General features: G+C 64.0%; 18 protein-coding genes, 1 tRNA gene and 1 pseudogene. 14 read left to right on the top strand and 6 right to left on the bottom strand.

Annotated features, from left to right (window positions below; translation table 11 throughout):
* Positions 1–388: 388 nt before the first annotated feature.
* From IVB29_RS11260 to IVB29_RS11225, 8 genes are all read left to right on the top strand, one after another.
* Positions 389–1,546, top strand: a complete 1,158-nt coding sequence (locus tag IVB29_RS11260; RefSeq protein ID WP_247503448.1) for a thiolase domain-containing protein — start codon at positions 389–391, stop codon at positions 1,544–1,546.
* Entirely contained in the window at positions 1,546–1,935 is a 390-nt protein-coding gene (locus tag IVB29_RS11255; protein WP_247503447.1) for an OB-fold domain-containing protein, read from the top strand. Before IVB29_RS11260 ends, IVB29_RS11255 begins: the two co-directional genes overlap by 1 nt.
* A 195-nt stretch (positions 1,936–2,130) precedes the next feature.
* Positions 2,131–2,991, top strand: coding sequence for a MaoC family dehydratase (locus IVB29_RS11250; protein WP_247503446.1), 861 nt, complete (start codon positions 2,131–2,133; stop codon positions 2,989–2,991).
* Between the two features lie 166 nt (positions 2,992–3,157).
* A complete protein-coding gene (locus IVB29_RS11245) occupies positions 3,158–4,036 on the top strand; it encodes an SDR family oxidoreductase (protein ID WP_247503445.1) in 879 nt (292 codons plus the stop codon).
* A gap of 72 nt (positions 4,037–4,108) precedes the next feature.
* Complete coding sequence (locus IVB29_RS11240; RefSeq protein WP_247503444.1) at positions 4,109–5,062, top strand: dihydrodipicolinate synthase family protein; 954 nt, start codon at positions 4,109–4,111, stop codon at positions 5,060–5,062.
* Between the two features lie 4 nt (positions 5,063–5,066).
* Positions 5,067–5,861 (top strand): NUDIX domain-containing protein, encoded by a 795-nt coding sequence (locus tag IVB29_RS11235; protein WP_247503443.1) that lies wholly within the window; start codon positions 5,067–5,069, stop codon positions 5,859–5,861.
* 79 nt (positions 5,862–5,940) lie between these two features.
* Positions 5,941–6,855, top strand: a complete 915-nt coding sequence (locus IVB29_RS11230; protein ID WP_247503442.1) for a DMT family transporter — start codon at positions 5,941–5,943, stop codon at positions 6,853–6,855.
* A gap of 112 nt (positions 6,856–6,967) precedes the next feature.
* Entirely contained in the window at positions 6,968–9,655 is a 2,688-nt protein-coding gene (locus tag IVB29_RS11225) for a PAS domain S-box protein (protein ID WP_247503441.1), read from the top strand.
* A gap of 9 nt (positions 9,656–9,664) precedes the next feature.
* Here the strand turns inward: IVB29_RS11225 and IVB29_RS11220 are convergent, their stop codons facing one another.
* A complete protein-coding gene (locus IVB29_RS11220; protein WP_247503440.1) occupies positions 9,665–10,018 on the bottom strand; it encodes a GrlR family regulatory protein in 354 nt (117 codons plus the stop codon).
* Positions 10,019–10,266: 248 nt separating this feature from the next.
* Here IVB29_RS11220 and IVB29_RS11215 point away from each other — a divergent pair, with 248 nt between their 5' ends.
* Positions 10,267–10,764 carry a hypothetical protein gene (locus IVB29_RS11215; protein WP_247503439.1) on the top strand — a complete coding sequence of 166 codons (498 nt, stop codon included), beginning with the start codon at positions 10,267–10,269 and terminating at the stop codon, positions 10,762–10,764.
* Positions 10,765–10,821: 57 nt separating this feature from the next.
* Here the strand turns inward: IVB29_RS11215 and IVB29_RS11210 are convergent, their stop codons facing one another.
* Positions 10,822–11,208: a VOC family protein gene (locus IVB29_RS11210; RefSeq protein WP_247503438.1), complete on the bottom strand. Its 387-nt coding sequence runs from the start codon at positions 11,206–11,208 to the stop codon at positions 10,822–10,824.
* 180 nt (positions 11,209–11,388) lie between these two features.
* On the opposite strand from IVB29_RS11210, the gene IVB29_RS11205 reads away from it, so the two are divergent.
* The 3 genes from IVB29_RS11205 (at position 11,389) to IVB29_RS11195 (ending at position 12,873) form a co-directional block, all read left to right on the top strand.
* Positions 11,389–11,955 (top strand): hypothetical protein, encoded by a 567-nt coding sequence (locus IVB29_RS11205; protein WP_247503437.1) that lies wholly within the window; start codon positions 11,389–11,391, stop codon positions 11,953–11,955.
* 161 nt (positions 11,956–12,116) lie between these two features.
* Positions 12,117–12,647, top strand: coding sequence for a hypothetical protein (locus IVB29_RS11200; RefSeq protein WP_247503436.1), 531 nt, complete (start codon positions 12,117–12,119; stop codon positions 12,645–12,647).
* 149 nt (positions 12,648–12,796) lie between these two features.
* A tRNA-Arg gene (locus tag IVB29_RS11195) sits at positions 12,797–12,873 on the top strand.
* Between the two features lie 50 nt (positions 12,874–12,923).
* On the opposite strand, the gene IVB29_RS11190 is transcribed toward IVB29_RS11195, so the two are convergent.
* From IVB29_RS11190 to IVB29_RS11180, 3 genes are all read right to left on the bottom strand, one after another.
* The gene (locus IVB29_RS11190) at positions 12,924–13,076 is read right to left on the bottom strand and encodes a hypothetical protein (protein WP_247503435.1); all 153 of its coding nucleotides are present in this window, start codon (positions 13,074–13,076) and stop codon (positions 12,924–12,926) included.
* Between the two features lie 175 nt (positions 13,077–13,251).
* Entirely contained in the window at positions 13,252–14,217 is a 966-nt protein-coding gene (locus IVB29_RS11185) for a helix-turn-helix domain-containing protein (protein WP_247503434.1), read from the bottom strand.
* 448 nt (positions 14,218–14,665) lie between these two features.
* Entirely contained in the window at positions 14,666–14,941 is a 276-nt protein-coding gene (locus IVB29_RS11180; RefSeq protein ID WP_247503433.1) for a hypothetical protein, read from the bottom strand.
* A 363-nt stretch (positions 14,942–15,304) separates the two neighbouring features.
* Here IVB29_RS11180 and IVB29_RS11175 point away from each other — a divergent pair.
* Positions 15,305–15,400 (top strand): annotated as a pseudogene (locus IVB29_RS11175) (host attachment protein); the annotation flags it as partial.
* Positions 15,401–15,430: 30 nt separating this feature from the next.
* On the opposite strand, the gene IVB29_RS11170 reads toward IVB29_RS11175, so the two are convergent.
* The gene (locus IVB29_RS11170; RefSeq protein WP_247503431.1) at positions 15,431–15,691 is read right to left on the bottom strand and encodes a hypothetical protein; all 261 of its coding nucleotides are present in this window, start codon (positions 15,689–15,691) and stop codon (positions 15,431–15,433) included.
* 289 nt (positions 15,692–15,980) lie between these two features.
* On the opposite strand from IVB29_RS11170, the gene IVB29_RS11165 reads away from it, so the two are divergent.
* Entirely contained in the window at positions 15,981–16,427 is a 447-nt protein-coding gene (locus IVB29_RS11165) for a hypothetical protein (RefSeq protein ID WP_247503430.1), read from the top strand.
* The last annotated feature ends 82 nt before the right edge of the window (positions 16,428–16,509 follow it).

The raw sequence follows: 16,509 nt of genomic DNA, 5'->3' as shown, positions 1-16,509 counted from the left end.
TGGACCGTGGGTGCCCGGCCGGCACCCGGTCTTCCCTGCGCCCTCTGTTTCGACAGGGGAGCAAGACGGAAACATGGCTCGGGCAGGATCTGCCGCGAGGAGGCGGAGGTGTGTCGGCTAAGCAGGCTCTCGTGCCCCGGACGCAGCGCGGCGCGCCTTAGCGGTGCGCTGCAGAGCCGAGGCCCACGTCGCACCCGAGCTCGCGGCCCATGGGTCCCGGCTCTGCGCAGCAACGCTGACGCGTTGCAGCGCGTCCGGGACACGAGAGCATCGGCCCACTTGCGCCGACCGGCTGCCCTCTCGCCCGACGGAATATTTACTCGCTTGCCAATCAAGCCACCGGGGTTCAGAAAAAACGGGCAAGAAGACACGCCAGCGGAGACCTTATTTGACCATCAAGGGCAAGGCCTACATTGCCGGGATTTTCGAACACCCGACCCGGCATGCGCCGGACAAATCCACCGCGCAGCTCCATGCCGAGGTCGCCAAGGGCGCGATCGAGGATGCCGGGATCAGCAAGGACGACATCGACGCTTATTTCTGCGCCGGCGATGCGCCCGGCGGCGCCTGGCCGATGGTCGATTATCTCGGGCTGAACACCAAAAAGCTCCGTCACGTCGATTCCACCGAGACCGGCGGCTGTTCCTATATCATCCATCTCGGCCATGCCGCTGAGGCGATCGCGGCGGGCAAGTGCTCGATCGCGCTGATCACGCTTGCCGGCAAGCCGCGCACCGGCGCGATGCCGCCGCGGGCACAGGGCGCCGAAGCCGATTTCGAGACCGCTTACGGCGCGACCACGCACAATGCCTATGGCATGTGTGCCATGCGCCATATGCACGACTATGGCACCACCAGCGAGCAGCTCGCCTGGATCAAGGTCGCGGCCTCCCATCACGCGCAATACAATCCGCATGCGATGCTCAAGGACGTCGTCACCGTCGAGGACGTGCTGAACTCGCCGATGATCTCCGATCCCCTGCATCGGATGGATTGCTGCGTCGTCTCCGACGGCGGCGGCGCGCTGATCGTGACCACGCCGGAGATCGCCAGGAGCCTGAAGAAACCTCTGGTCAAGCTGATCGGCCATGGCGAAGCCATGAAGGGCCCGCGCGGCGGCAAGGATCTCGATCTCACTTACTCCGCCGGAATCTGGTCCGGCCCGCGCGCGTTCGAGGAAGCCGGTATCACGCCGAAGGACATCAAATACGCTTCCATCTACGACAGCTTCACCATCACGGTGCTGATGCAGCTCGAGGACCTCGGCTTCTGCAAGAAGGGCGAGGGCGGAAAGTTTGTCGCCGACGGCAACCTGATCTCGGGCGTCGGCAAGCTGCCGTTCAACACCGACGGCGGTGGGCTGTGCAGCAACCATCCCGTCAACCGTGGCGGCATGACCAAGATCCTCGAAGCCGTGCGGCAGCTGCGCGGCGAGGCGCATCCGAAGGTGCAGGTCAAGAACTGCGATCTCGCCATCGCCCACGGCACCGGCGGCCTTCTGGGTGTTCGCCACGCCGCCTCGACGGCCATTCTGGAGCGCGTGTGATGGCAGATGCAAAAAAATATCCGGCACCGGTGACCAATCCGGAGACCGCCGCGTTCTGGGACGCGGCCAAGCAGGGCAAGTTCATGATCAAGCGCTGCACGGCGTGCGGCGAAGCGCATTACTTCCCGCGCTCGATCTGCCCGTTCTGCTATTCGGACAAGACGGTGTGGGAGGAGGCTTCGGGCGAGGGCACGATTTACACCTGGAGCCTGATGCGGAAGTCGCCGACGGGTCCTTATGCCATCGGTTACGTCACGCTGAAGGAAGGGCCGTCGCTGCAGACCAACTTCGTCGACTGCGATCTGGAGAAGCTCAAGATCGGCCAGAAGGTGAAGGTGGTGTTCAAGCCGACCGATGGTGCACCGCTGCCGTTCTTCACGCCGGCCTAAATTCTTCCCTTCTCCCCTTGTGGGAGAAGGTGGCGCGAAGCGCCGGATGAGGGGTATCTCTTCGCGCAGAGAGCTTTCGATGAGGAAGCAACCCCTCACCCAAACGCGTATGTGGCCGGTACCTCGCAGCCCTCTCCCACAAGGGGAGAGGGCGCATCAATGAGCGCCGGTGATCTCCGGGAGGAAACCAGAAAAATGTCCGCCAGATACGAAGAACTCAAAGGCCTGAAAAACATTGGCCAGAAATACGCCTACGGCGATCGCGAAGTGATGCTCTATGCCTACGGCATCGGCCTCGGCGCCGATCCCATGGACGAGAACGAGCTCGCCTTCGTCAACGAGGGCACGCTGACGCCGCGGCCGCTCAAGGTGGTGCCGACCTTTGCCTCCGTCGCATCCTGGGGCTCGGGCCCCGGCGAAATGAATCTCAACCGCGTCATGGTGGTCGACGGCGAGCGCGACATCACCTTCCACCAGCCGCTGCCGGTGGCCGCGCACATCACCGCCGACTCTTCCGTTATCGAGGTCTACGACAAGGGCAAGGACAAGGGCGTCGTCATCGCTCACCAGACCGTGCTCAAGAACGAGAAGGGCGAGAAGCTCGCGACGCTGGTCGCCTCGCGTTTCGCCCGCGGCGACGGCGGTTTTGGCGGGCCGAACCTGACCCAGCCCGATCCGCACAAGATCCCCTCGCGCGCGCCCGACAAGACCATCGACATCGTCACGCGTCCCGACCAGGCGCTGGTCTATCGCCTCTGCGGCGACCGCAACCCGTTGCACTCTGATCCGGAGTTTGCCAAGAAGGCCGGCTTCCCGCGCCCGATCCTGCACGGCATGTGCACCTACGGCATCACCTGCCGTGGTGTGCTGCAAACCTATGCCGACTATGACGCGAGCGCTTTCCGCCAGCACGTCGCGCGGTTTTCTTCGCCGGTCTATCCCGGCGAGACCGTGACCATGGACCTCTGGAAGGACGGCGGCGTGATCTCGTTCGAAGCCAAGGTGAAGGCGCGCGGCGTCACGGTGATCAGGAACGGGAAGACGGTGCTGGGTTAGGTCGGTCTCGTGCCCCGGACGCAGCGCAGCACGTAGTGGTGCGCTGCTGAGCCGGGGCCCAGAGTGCGCCCGGGGCAAAGAAACTGGCTCCCGGCTCTGCGACGCAGCGTTGCACGCTACATCGCGTCCGGGACACGAGAATAAAAACAAACAGGGAGAAGCCACCATGGGACTACTCGACGGCAAGGTTGCGTTGATCACCGGCGCGGGCGGCGGGCTCGGTGAGGCCTATGCAAAACTGTTCGCGCGGGAAGGGGCCTCGGTCGTCGTCAACGATCTCGGCGGCCCCCGTGACGGATCCGGCGCCGACAAATCGATGGCGCAGACGGTGGTCGACGCGATCAAGGCCGAGGGCGGCAAGGCCGTCGCCAACGGTGCCGACATCTCCAGCATGGAGGGCGGACAATCTCTCTTCGACGATGCCATCAAGCATTTCGGCCGCGCTGACATCCTCGTCAACAATGCCGGTATCCTGCGTGACCAGACCTTCTCGAAGGCCTCCGAATCCGACTGGGACAAGGTCATCAAGGTCCACCTCAAGGGTACCTTTTGTTGCACCATGCCGGTGTTTCGCTGGATGCGGGAAAATGGCGGCGGTGTCATCGTCAACACCTCCTCGACATCAGGGCTGATCGGCAATTTCGGCCAGAGCAATTACGGCGCGGCCAAGGGCGGCATCTGGGGCCTCTCCAACGTGCTGGCGATCGAGGGCCGGAAATACAACATCCGGATCTGGACGCTGGCCCCGGGCGCCCTGACCCGCATGACCGCAGACCTGCCCCGCTATAAGGAGAACCCCGGCGCGGCGCTGGGGCCGGACGGCATCGCCCCGGCCGTGCTATACATGGTCAGCGACTTGTCGGGCGACCAGACCGGTAAGGTGCTGGGCGTGTCCGGGCCCCGCGGCGTACGCGAAATGCGGATGATGGAAATGGACGGCTGGAAACCGCCGCACACGGGCTGGAACGCCCGGGACATCGCTGAGCATGCCGAGGAGATCTTCTTCTCCGAGGAGCAGATCAAGATGGGCGCGCGGAGGTTTTAGGCTAGCTGTCATTCCGGGCGCGACGCAGTCGCGAGCCCGGAATGACGATAGACGATAGGACAGAGAGACCCAATGAAACTGACCGCCGACGCCAAGGGCACCTTCGCAATCGCGCCGACGCCGTTCCACGATGACGGACGGATCGACGAACGCTCGATCGACCGCCTGACCGATTTCTACGAGGAGGTCGGCTGCGACGGCGTGACCGTGCTCGGCATCCTCGGTGAGGCGCCGAAGCTCGACGCCGTCGAGGCCGAGCAGGTCGCGGTGCGCTTCGTCAAGCGCGCCAAGACAATGCAGGTGATCGTCGGCGTCTCCGCGCCCGGCTTTGCCACCATGCGTTCGCTGGCGAAAGCGTCCATGGACGCAGGCGCGGCCGGCGTCATGATCGCGCCGCCGCCGTCGCTCCGCACCGACGACCAGATCGTCGGCTATTACAAGCAGGCGGCGGAGGCGATCGGGCCGGATGTACCCTGGGTGCTCCAGGACTATCCGCTGACCTTGTCGGTGATCTTCACGCCTGCGGTGATCCGCAAGATCGTCATGGACAATGCAAATTGCGTGATGCTCAAGCATGAGGACTGGCCGGGCCTCGAGAAGATCACGACCCTGCGCGGCTTCCAGAAGGACGGCTCGCTCCGCCCGCTCTCGATCCTCTGCGGCAATGGCGGCACGTTCCTGGACTTCGAGATGGAGCGCGGCGCCGACGGTGCCATGACCGGCTATGCTTTCCCGGAGCTTCTGATCGACGTCGTGAACCTCTCCAAGGCCGGCAAGCGCGATGCCGCGCATGATCTGTTCGACGCCCATCTGCCGCTGATCCGTTACGAACAGCAGCCGGGTGCGGGCCTTGCCGTGCGCAAATACGTGCTCCAGAAGCGCGGCATCATCTCCTCCAGCGCCCAGCGCAAGCCCGGCGCGACCATCACGCCGACGGCGAAGGCCGAAGTCGAGTATTTGCTGTCGCGCGTCGCCCGCATCGACAAGCGCGCCAATCTCGGCCCGCAATCCAGCGCCGCGGGTTAGTCGAATGCCGGAGACATCAGCATCACGCCCGGCCTCGACGATCCTCCTGCTCCGTGACGGCGCCAAGGAGGTTGAGGTCTTCATGATGGTCCGCCATCATCAGATCGAGTTCAACTCGGGCGCGCTGGTGTTTCCGGGCGGCAGTGTCGATGCCGGCGATCAGGAGATCGTCAAGCGGTCCGACCTGTATTCGGGCGGCGAGGCCCTGAGCGAATCGGAGCGCGGCTTTCGTATCGCCGCGATCCGCGAGACGTTCGAGGAAAGCGGCATCCTGCTGGCGCGCCCCAAGGGTTCGGATACGCCGATTGATGCGAACCGCGCGGGCGAGATCGCAGATGCGCATCGCGTCGCGCTCAACGAGCATAAGATCAGCTTCCTCAGCATTCTCTCCGACAATGACCTCCAGCTCGCGCTCGACACGCTCGTGCCTTACGCGCACTGGATCACGCCGGAGGGCATGCCGAAGCGGTTCGACACCTGGTTCTTCCTCGCGGCGGCACCGCCCGATCAGCTCGGTGCCCATGACGGTCGGGAGTCCACCGATTCGATCTGGGTGTCGCCGCGCGAAGCGGTGGAGGGTGGCGAGAGCGGCCGCTTCAAGCTGCCGTTTCCGACCACGCGCAATTTGATCCGGCTTGCGAAGCAAGGCAGCGTGAGCGCCGCGCTCGATCATGCCAAGGGCATGTCCGTCGTCACGGTGATGCCGGTGATGACCAAGACCGAGACCGGCCGCCAGCTCCGCATCCCCCGTGAAGCCGGCTATGACGGCGAGGTGTTCGAGGTCGGCGCGGTCGGCTAGCACACTTCGATACTCAGCGAAGTATCGCCGGCTGTGGGCGCGCTAGGTTCCATCCATCGCGGCATGGACGGGACGTACAATGGACAACCGGCAGGACACCACCATCGCCGTCGAACTGGCGCTGCTGGTCGCGCTCGCAACGCTGTGGGGCGGCTCCTATACCTTCATCAAGCTCGGCGTCGCCACCATCCCGCCGATCACGCTGATCGCGGCGCGCACGTCCATTGCAGGCCTCTTGCTGCTCGTCGTGATGCGGGCGCGCGGCGTCAGCATGCCGACGGATGCCGCGACATGGCAGCGCTTCGCCTTTCAGGCCGTGCTCAACAGCGTCATCCCCTGGACGCTGATCGCCTGGGGCGAGCGCTACGTCGATGCGTCGCTCGCCACCATCCTCAACTCGGCCGGGCCGATCTTCACCTTCCTGCTCACCGCGGTCATCACCCGCCACGAGACGACGAGCCCGCGAAAGCTGTTCGGGGTCGTGGCGGGCATGGCGGGCATCCTGCTGATTGTCGGCGTCGATGCCTTTCACGACCTCGGCGGCGGCCTGGTCGCGGAGGCGGCGATTGTGGTCGCCACCATCTGCTATGCCTGCGCCGCGATCTTCGGTCGCAGTTTCAAAGGCCTCGATCCCATGGCGCCCGCCGCCGGCTCGCTGCTGGCCGGCGCGGCCGCGCTGATTCCGGCCTCGCTCGTGGTCGAGCACCCCTGGACCCTGTCGCCTTCGCTGAGCTCGGTGCTGGCGCTCCTGGCGCTTGCCGTGTTCTCGACCGCGGCCGCCTTCGCAATCTACTTCCGCCTGATCCAGACGCTGGGCTCGGTCGGCACCACCGCGCAGGCCTATCTCCGCGTGCCCATCGGGGTTGGCATTAGCGTCGCCTTCCTCGGGGAAAGCTTGAACCAGACCGCCTGGATCGGGCTTGCCTGCGTCGTCCTCGGCGTCGCCGCCATGACCATCCCGGCCCGGCAGCGGGCCGGCGTCAAAACGTCATAATCGGAAACGGCGAGCACCTCAATATAAAGGTATTCGGCGGCTCCAGGCATGTTCCCCCGGGGCCGCAATACGTCGTATATTGGGCCTCCTGCAGCCCGGTCCTCAAAGCCAGATGTCCGCCGAATTGACGCCGATCCCTGAGAAAAAGCGAACATTCTCGCTCTCCATCGGCCAGCTCACCTTCGGCAGCTTCCTTCTGGTGCTGGCGGTGATCATCGTCACCTCGACCGCGAGCGTGATCGCGATCCGGCACATCGACACGACATTCGCCGAATTGCAGCGGCTCCAGAGCGTCGGCGATCTCGCCGAGGACATCGACCGCCGTATGAACGAGCTGCGGCTCGCCGCCCGCGACTTCGTGACCGATCCCGGCGCCGGCATCCAGTTCAAGCAGGTGGGCGAGGCGGCTTCGACGCTGAGCGACATCCTGAAGAAGACCCGCATCGAGCTCGCGCCCGAGCAGCAGGACATGATCGACGGCGTCACCGAGCGCCTTGCGACCTATCGCAATGGGCTCGAGCGGATCTCGACCCTGATCGACCGCCGCGCCCAGCTGCTCGCCGGCCTGCCGCCGTTGCGTGACCAGTTCGATGCGGCCGTCGGAGCCACCGCGGACCGCGGGCTGGCCTCCCGCCTGTCCGAGGCGCAGAGCCGGATCGCGCTCGGGCTGCTCGCGCGCAACCCGTCGGCGGCGGAGCAGGCCGCGCAGAACATGCGGACGATGGACATCCCGGATGCCAGATTGAGGGCGGCCGTGAACGACTACGCCGACGCCATCATCGCGGTCGCGGTCCGGGAGCGGCAGATCGCCGACATCGACCGCGAGGTGCTGGGCACCGAGGGCCGGCTGATCGGCCGCGTCACCGAGTTGCTGCGCGAGGTCTCTGCCCGTCGCGGTCACGTGCTGTCGCGCGATTTCGCCCGCACGCTGACCGAGGCGCGATGGCAGAGCATTGTGTTCGGGACCATCGGCGTGCTGATCGGCATGGTCGCGGCCGCCTTCGTGGTGCGACGAACGGTTCGGCCGCTGGCAAAGATCGCAAGGTCGATCCGCGCGCTCGCCGCCGGCGAGAAAGACACCTCGATCCCGTCCGCCGATCTCGACAACGAGATCGGCGACATCGCTCGCGCCGCCGAAGTGTTCCGCCGCGCGCTGGAGGAGGCCGACACCGCCCGCGAGGCGGCGGTGCGCGCGCTCACCGAGCAGCGGTTGGCCGAAGAGAGCTACCGAAAACTGTTCGAGGGTTCGGTCGACGGCATCTACGTCACGACGCCGTCCGGCGACCTCCTCAACGCCAATCCGGCGCTGGCGCGGATGATGGGCTATGACAGCCCCAAGCAGCTGATCGACAGCATCAACGACATCGCCCACACGATCTACGTCCACCCCGAGGCGCGGCTCGAATATCAGCGGCTGATGACGCGCGATGGCATCGTGCGCGAGTTCGAGTATCAGGTGCGCCAGCGCAGCGGCAACATCCTGTGGCTCTCCGACAGTGCCACCGGCGTGCGGGACGAGGCGGGCAACATCGTCCGCTACGAGGGTACGCTGCGCGACATCACCGACCAGAAGCGGGCGGAAGACGCCATCGCGGAAGGACGGCGGCTGCTCCAGCAGGTTATCGACACCGTGCCCGCGGTCATCAACGTCAAGGACCGCGACCTGCGATATGTCTTGATGAACCGCTACATGGCGGGCATCTTCGGCATCGAGCCCGGAGATGCGCTTGGCCGCACCACCGCCGATTTGATGTCGCGCTATGGCGCGGCCAAGACCGACGAGAACGACAAGCGCGTGCTGAATTTGCGCAGGGGGCTCGGCTTCTACGAGGAGGAGTACAAGGATTCCTCCGGCAACATGCGGCAATGGCTGGTCAACAAGCTGCCGCTGCTCGATACCGAGGGCGAGATCGAGCGGATCGTGACCGTGGCGCTCGACATCGGCGAGCGCAAGCGCGGCGAGCAGGAGATGCGCAAGGCCAAGGAATCCGCCGAGACGGCGCTGCGCAATCTGCGCGAGACCCAGGCCTCGCTGATCGAGGCGGAGAAGCTCGCTGCGCTCGGGCGCCTCGTTGCCGGCGTGGCGCATGAGGTCAACAACCCCGTCGGCATCAGCCTCACGGTCGCCTCCGCACTGGAGCGCAAGACGGCGATGTTCACGTCGGAAGTGGAGCGCGGCGAGCTTCGCCGCTCCACCCTCAACGAGTTCCTCAGCACCAGTCGCGATGCGTCCTCGCAGCTGGTCTCCAATCTCAACCGCGCCGCCGAGCTGATCCAGTCGTTCAAGCAGGTCGCGGCCGACCGCAATTATTCGGACCAGCGCTCATTCGATCTCGGCGACCTCACCGAGCAGGTGGTGATGAGCCTGCGGCCGGGTCTGCGCAAACACAATCTGACTCTCAATGTCGAGTGCCAGCCGAGCCTCACCATGAACAGCTATCCCGGCCCGTATGGCCAGGTGCTGACCAATCTGTTCCTCAATTCGGTGGCGCACGCATTTCCGGACGGACGTCCGGGGATCATCGACATCCAGGTTCGCGAGTCCGGCAAGGACAATGTCGAGATCATCTTCGCTGACAATGGCTGCGGCATGTCGCTCGACGTCCGCCGCCGCGCCTTCGATCCGTTCTTTACCACCAGGCGCGATCAAGGCGGCACGGGCCTCGGGCTGCACATCGTCTACAGCATCGTCACCAACCGGCTCGGCGGACGACTCGATCTCGATTCAGAGCAAGGCGAGGGGACGCGCATCCAGATCATCCTGCCTCGCACCGCGCCGCTCGAGCAGGCTGCGGAATAGTTCCGTCCCCTAGTCAGCTTCGGCGAGCTTGTGCAGGGTCGCGTTGAAAATCAGGCTGGCCTTGCCGACGAGGGCGGTGCCCGTCATCTCCGCGCGCGTATCCGTGTAGGTCCCGCTGACGCCGATGCCGACCGGGGCAGGGCCGCCGAACAGGGGATTGTCGTTGCCTCTCGGCGAGGTGTGCCGTTGCACCAGCACCTCGCCTTTGAAGGTGTGGTCGTCCTTCACCACGTAGCTGCCGCTGTAATAAAGGTAGGCATCGCCGCCGAGGATCTTGCCGTCGCGGAAAAGAATCACGCCGCTGCCCTTGCCTGTTCGACCATCGAGCAGGTTGACGTGAATCGAATAGAGGCCGTTCTTCATAACGTCCCGGGGCCGGCCGCCATCGCCCAATGGCGTAACCGGTAGCACTTTTATGCCAAAGCGCATCCCCTGGCGCAACGTGGCAGTTTGCGGTTGGCAAGTCTTGAAACCGTAATTGCCCCCGCTTGTCTATGACGCACGTATGACTGTCTCATCATGAGGCGAGGCTGACAGTTGCGAATCAGAGTTGGCCCGCAACATGCATAACCATTGTTGCACTAGCCGCGGGGTGCTGGAGCAAGACAAACGTGAGCAACTGGATCGATTCCGGCGGCAATAAGCCGCGTCTGTACAGTGCGCGTTCCACGAAATGCAAAAGCGAAAAATGGAGGATAGGCAACGCGACACGCCGGCGAAGCGTGACGAGGCTGGCTTGCGCCATGGCTCTTGTGGCGCTCGCAGCCCCTTTGGGGCACGCGCGCGACCGCGGCCAGTTCGTCAACACCAATGCCGAATTGAAGGCCTGGTTCGACGGCCTGCGAAGCGGCAAGGGGCCATGCTGCTCGGATGCCGACGGATCGGCGCTCTCGGACTCCGACTGGGACAGCAAGGACGGACACTTTCGTGTCCGCGTCCCGCGCCTGGGCTACGTGCTCGACGGTCAGCAGCAGGAGCTGGTCTGGGTCGACGTGCCCGAGGAGGCCGTGATCTCTGAGCCGAACCGGGTTGGGCGTACCATGGTGTGGCCGATCTACGGCTACATGGGCGTGACCATCCGATGCTTTATGCCCGGTAGCATGACTTAAGCGGGCCAGACGGCACGCCGGCTGGCCTCGCTGTTGCCTGATGCGGCTCGCGCCGCGTTAGGTGTATTTCTTGTCGCGCTCGAGCAGCTCGATGGAGATGCCTTCGGGGCCGCGGATGAAACAGATGCGCACGCCCGGCCGGAGTGTGGTCGGCTCGCGCGTGAAGGTGACGCCTTTGGCCTTGATCTCGGCTGCGACGGCGTCGATGTCCTTCACCGTCAGTCCGAAATGGTCGAGGCCCTGATGCGGGTGCGGCGGCGGCGGGTTGACGGCGTTGTCGCCCTCGAGCGGTGCGATGAAGATTTTCGCGCCGCCAAGATTCACGTCGATGCGTCCCGGCGCACGCACGACCTCGCCACCGAGGATGTCCTGCAGCCAAGCTGCCGTGGCCTCCGGATCGGGGCTGCGCAGATGGACGTGATCCCAAGTGACGACGACTGGCATTTCATGTTCTCCCAACGGGGTCTTTGATGTTGCGGCGCATGTTAGCGGCCCCAGGCAGTGGTCGCCACCGTCCTTGCCGACTCGCATGAAGCGCGGGAACCTTAGTTCGTCCGCCGGATTAAGGTAAGCAGTGGCTAAATCCGTCGTCGAACCTGTTCGGCCACCATCGGTGACATCGCCATGAACGCCAGGCTTGACCTGATAGGGCTAGGACGTTTCGCCGGGATCGGTGAGCGCTTCGCGCGGGCCGTGACGGTCGCGAGCGTCTCTTTTGGCCGAAGCCTGTTGTCGCTGCTGGCGGTGATCATCGTCGGATGCGGCGTCTGGATGCTGCTGCCCCCCTCCAAAGGCAACGCCACTGAGCCGGTGAAGCCGGACGTGGCAGCCATCGAACCGGCTGCCCTTGGCGATGCGGCAGCTGCGGCCTCTCCGATCGCCCAGGCTCAGGCTTCCGCCGAGCTCGATCGTCTCAAGATTTCATCGCAGACCTGGCGCCGCGGTGGCCTCGGCTCCAAGGCGCTGGTGACGTTCACACTGCGAAACGACAATGACTATGCCGTAAAGGATCTGGAGATCGTTTGCGCATTCGCACGACGCGATGGCAGTCATCTCACCGACCGCAGCCGCGTGCTGGCCGAGACGGTAACCATGAAGAGCCGCAAGACCTTTGCGCGCGTTCCCGTCGGCTTCATCAACGTGAATGCCGATCAGGCGAAGTGTTCGCTGGTTGCAGCACGGCGCGCATAGAGGGCGGCGTTTTCCAGTAGCGGAAAAGTTACTGTCCTTGGGTCTTGGCCGAAAAACTTGGCGTTGCCATTTGAACCAATGGCTGGGTGTCGGAACCAATTAGAGTATCGCCTGTTAAGGCGAAGAGCCCACGCGGGGATGCGGGGGGCGGAGCGTGGCCAATGCCCATCTTTCGGTATTTCGTCTTTGTCGGTGGAGCCCTGCTCACACTGCTGTTCGCGGTGAACTACGTTGTGCCGGCGTCACCCGTTGCGCAAGCGGTCGCGACCGCAAGCAACGACCAGCCGCTGATCCGGATCCGGTCCGATCGCCATCTGCCCGAGCGGGTCGTGCTCGACACCAGCCAGCCCACGATCGCCGCGCCCGTGATGAAGACCGCAGCTGTCGCTGCGCCTCAGCCTCCGGTGCATGACGCTGCGTCGCCGGCCCTTGCCGAGATGTCGGCGAAGGCGCGGGTGCGCGAGACGTTTGCCCAGTTCACGCCCAATTTGAAGGTCGACACCGCCTCAGCCAGGAAGGCCGAGGCGAAGCCGCAGATTCAGGCCCAGCAGGCTCAAGCGCAGATCCCTCAGGCTGCTCCGGCTCAGCCCAAGCGCAAGGTCGCCAGGGCGCATCCGGCGCCGCAGCGCGGTCAGCCGATGATGCTGGTGGCGCAGCAGCCGCATTTTGGCCTGTTCAACACCACCTGGTGAGGCCCGCCCTTGGCCCGCCTCGATGGAGGCGGATAGGGCTTTTTATTGGCCAGCCTCTCTGCTAATTCGAACGCGTCCGAACGCCGCCCGGTGATGGCTGTCCAGCACCGTCGGGTGGCGTTCGGTGACGGCCCGTCTGCCGGGCCAGGGCGCTCGTAGCTCAGCTGGATAGAGCATCGGATTTCGATTCCGAGGGCCGGAGGTTCGAATCCTTCCGAGCGCGCCATTTGCAAGGCCGGAGCTTCGAGCCCGGCCGATGCAATCCGCAAGGCCCGCCTACTTGCCCTGGATCTTCATTCCATTCGGACCGACGTTGATCTGCACGCCGTCGGGTTGCTTTTTCGTCTGGTAAAGATTGTAGCCCAGCACGCCTGCCGTGACGATCAGAGCGCCAATAATCAAGAACAGTACATTGCGGCTGATGGACATGCTTTCCCCTGGATCGATAACGAAGGCGAGAAAAACCCCACGCCTTGGATGCGCGGGGTGTTCTGTGTGGAGGCTGGATTTGGCGACACACTGGCTTGGTAACGCCATCCGGAAGCACAGGTTCCATGGCGGCCTACCGCGCGATCGGTGGCATTCGAGGCGCCTGCTTAGGATGTCAGCTCGCGGGAAAACCGGTCTGTCGCCCCCGAGCCAGCGTGTCCGAGGGCGCCTCATGGAAGGTCGCGCGGTAGGCTGAGGCGAACTCGCCCAAGTGATGAAAACCCTGGGCGCGTGCGCAGGTCGCAACCGATGCGCCACTGGTCCTGAGGAGCTGGGTGCGGGTCGCCCACAGTCGCTTCAGGCGGATGTATTGATGCAGGCTCATGCCGCGCACCTTGGCCACCGCTCCACTGAGAGTCCGGACCGAGACGCCGAATTCGTCGGCGAGATTGGCGGTATAGATCGGTGAGGTCGGATAGGCCGCGACGTAGTCGTCGATCTGCTGCACGAGTTTGGTGGATCGCGCGCCTGCACTCGGGGCGCTGCGCGCCGACATCGGGTCAATTTGAAACAGGTCGTCGAAGGCGAGCAGCAGGCCTTCCTGGAGGTGGGCGGCGACCTCTCTGGCTTCGAACATGTGCGGGTTTACAGACGCGGTCCTCAGGATATCGAGCACGAGCTGTCGGGCATGAAGATGAGCAGCCGGGTCTGCGATGCGAACCCACAATGCATCGGCGCGATCGAACCAGCCGCGATCCCGCAGTGCGGGTGAAAACATGATCAGCGCGTGGTAATTGGTCTGATGCTCGACGAAATGGCAATGATGGTTGCCGCGCAAGGCGATGAAGATGCGCGAGTCGAGATCTATCCCGCTCGAGGAGGCCCGCAGATCGTCGGTCATCGGCAGGATCACCATGCCACCCGGCGCGCGATAGGTGGTCTCCAGGATGCGCGCAAACGAGCGTGCCACGATGATCCGGCACCCCGGCAGGTTCACGACCGCGCGGGCTGCCGCGAAATTCGCGACGTCGAGGGGAATGCTCCGGGCATCCTCCAGCTGCTCGGCCGGCCGAAACGCGTCGACATCGGCGAACTGGACCAACTGAAGTGCGGAAGAGGGGGCGAGAGCGTCGAAGAACATGCGTCTGGCCGGGTGCTGAAATGTGACAGTGAAATGAACGTCGGTACGTCGCCATCAATGGCGAAACATGACGATTCAGTAAACTGGATTCCTGGCCGTAGTATTGCGGACATCATGCCACGCTGCGCGGCAGATCGATGTCACTCTCAACGGTCTCGGCTCATCGGCTGGCCGGAGGCGAGATCAATGAAATGCAGGCGTGTGCAAGCGGGGCAGGCGAAGGACTCGAAGCGGCGCCCTTCGGGTCTCTGCTGCTTCTCCAGATGCGTCTGCACATTCATGCCTGTCTGGGGGCATCGGAAAACAATAAGATCCGCCATCGGCGCAGCATGACGGGACGGTGCTCGTCGTCCTTGATCTGGATCAGTTTTGGAGCCGCTCCAGATCGCGAGAGCATCGCCGTCCGCATCTCGCAAAAGCGAAGGGGCCCGAAAGGCCCCTTCAGAAATCACCAGCGGCGATAGCGTGGCCCGTAATAGCGAGGGCCGTAATAGCGGGGCCCATAGTATCGGGGGCCGTAATACGGCGCCGGGGCGCCGTAGTATCCATAATAGTTCGGGCGCCGGAAACAGCGTCCCCAGGCGTCGCAGACCAGACGGACCTGCTCGACGTCGGAGACCTGCGGGACCGCAGGTGCGGGCGCGATGGGCATGGCGGACGCCGCCGGCGATGCCATGATGGCACCGAACAGGGATGCGGCGACGAGGCCAATCTTAAGCTTCATGATGTCTTCCTCTGCTTACGCAATACAGGATATCGAAGTTGTTCTGATCAAATTGTGGCGGTCCCGAAATGTAATGCTGATGAACAAATCTTCAGCTAGCCGCCGCCGCAGTCCTGACCTCTCACTCCCCCAGACTATCCCAGGTTTGCGCGCGTGACCAATCCTGCGTCTGCGCTGGCGTTGCTCCGCACGACACCGCCGCCATCCTTGATCCGCGCAATCCACTGGCGCTGCTTTGCCTCTAATCTTGTCGTCGTGGCCAGTCTTTCTAGAATTCGAAGGGCAGGCTCACAAGATGCCTGGAGCTGTGCAATGGACAAGATGAGACTGGATAAGAGTGACTGGCTGGTCGTGTGCGACGGGCGCAAGGTGCTTCAGGGCGAGGTCGGCAAGGACCTCGTCAAGCTGCCGGCCTACGAGATCGAGAAACAATTGCTGATGTCGGGCGCCCCTAGATAGGGATGCCCCCAAAGGACTTGCCTGCGCCCCTCAAAAGCAGGGGTGCCGGCGGCGGTCCTGGCCGACATAGGCGGCCGCGCTCTGGTAGCAATGGTTGGTCGACGGGCCGTCGTAAAAGGCGAAGGTACCCGGAGCGATGCCGGGGCCGTAATTGTGGACGTAGCTGATCGGGTAGGGCAGCGGGTTGGCGTAGCGGTGGTACCGGTGATGCCCCCGCGCCTCGGCAAGGCTGGGGGATAGGATTGCAGCCGACAGGGCAGCAACCGTGGCTACAAGCTTCAACGTGCTCATCTCGATTCTCCGGAACCCGCGCGAATAAGTCAGCCATCTATAGCCATTTCGGGCGGGCGGGGCACCCGTCAGGCGCACGGAAAACGGGGCCAATCCCGCAGATTCCCGGGTGGGTGTGACAGAATTGCCGGAAGGGCCGTCCCGGCCTGCCCATTTTTGGCCTTTTCGGGATGCTTAAGGAATTCCCCACACAAGTGTGACCAAAGAGACTTCGGTTAAGAATCCTGTTGCCGGCCCTTGGGGGTCCTTAGGCCGGTCCATTCCTGAAGGCTGTCGCCGTCACCTCGCCATGCGCATCACGCTTCTGAGCCTGCTGTTGCTCTGCCTCGCCGCCGCCACGCCGGCGCGGGCCGAGCTGCATATCACCCGCGACCACGGCGGCTATGTCGAAGAATACAAGACCAAGTACAAGCGCATCCGCGAGAAGGGCGAGCGGGTCATCATCGACGGCATCTGCAACTCGGCCTGCACGCTCGTGCTCGGCATCGTGCCGATGAACAAGATCTGCGTGACGCCGCGCGCCAGCCTCGGCTTCCACCAGGCCTATTACGACAAGGCCTTCACCTTCGGCATCAAGGTCACCAGTTCGGAAGGGACGTCCGACTTGATGTCCTACTACCCTGATACGGTGAAAGAATGGATCCGCCGCAATGGCGGGCTCACCACCGACATGAAGAAGATCAAGAACGGTGTCGATCTCTGGAAGATCATCGATCCCTGTCCGGAAGAATGGTGAGCGGCTGAGCTGAGCCCGTCGCAGCGCAGCATCGCCAGGACGACTAGCACCGCCGAAATTCGCATTGCCGCATCGGCCCCCT

It is taken from the genome of Bradyrhizobium sp. 1 (genome assembly GCF_023073315.1).
In the GTDB taxonomy this organism is placed as follows: Bacteria; Pseudomonadota; Alphaproteobacteria; order Rhizobiales; family Xanthobacteraceae; genus Bradyrhizobium.
The sequence above is the reverse complement of the archived record's forward strand: the minus strand, read 5'-3'. Positions and strand labels throughout refer to the sequence as shown.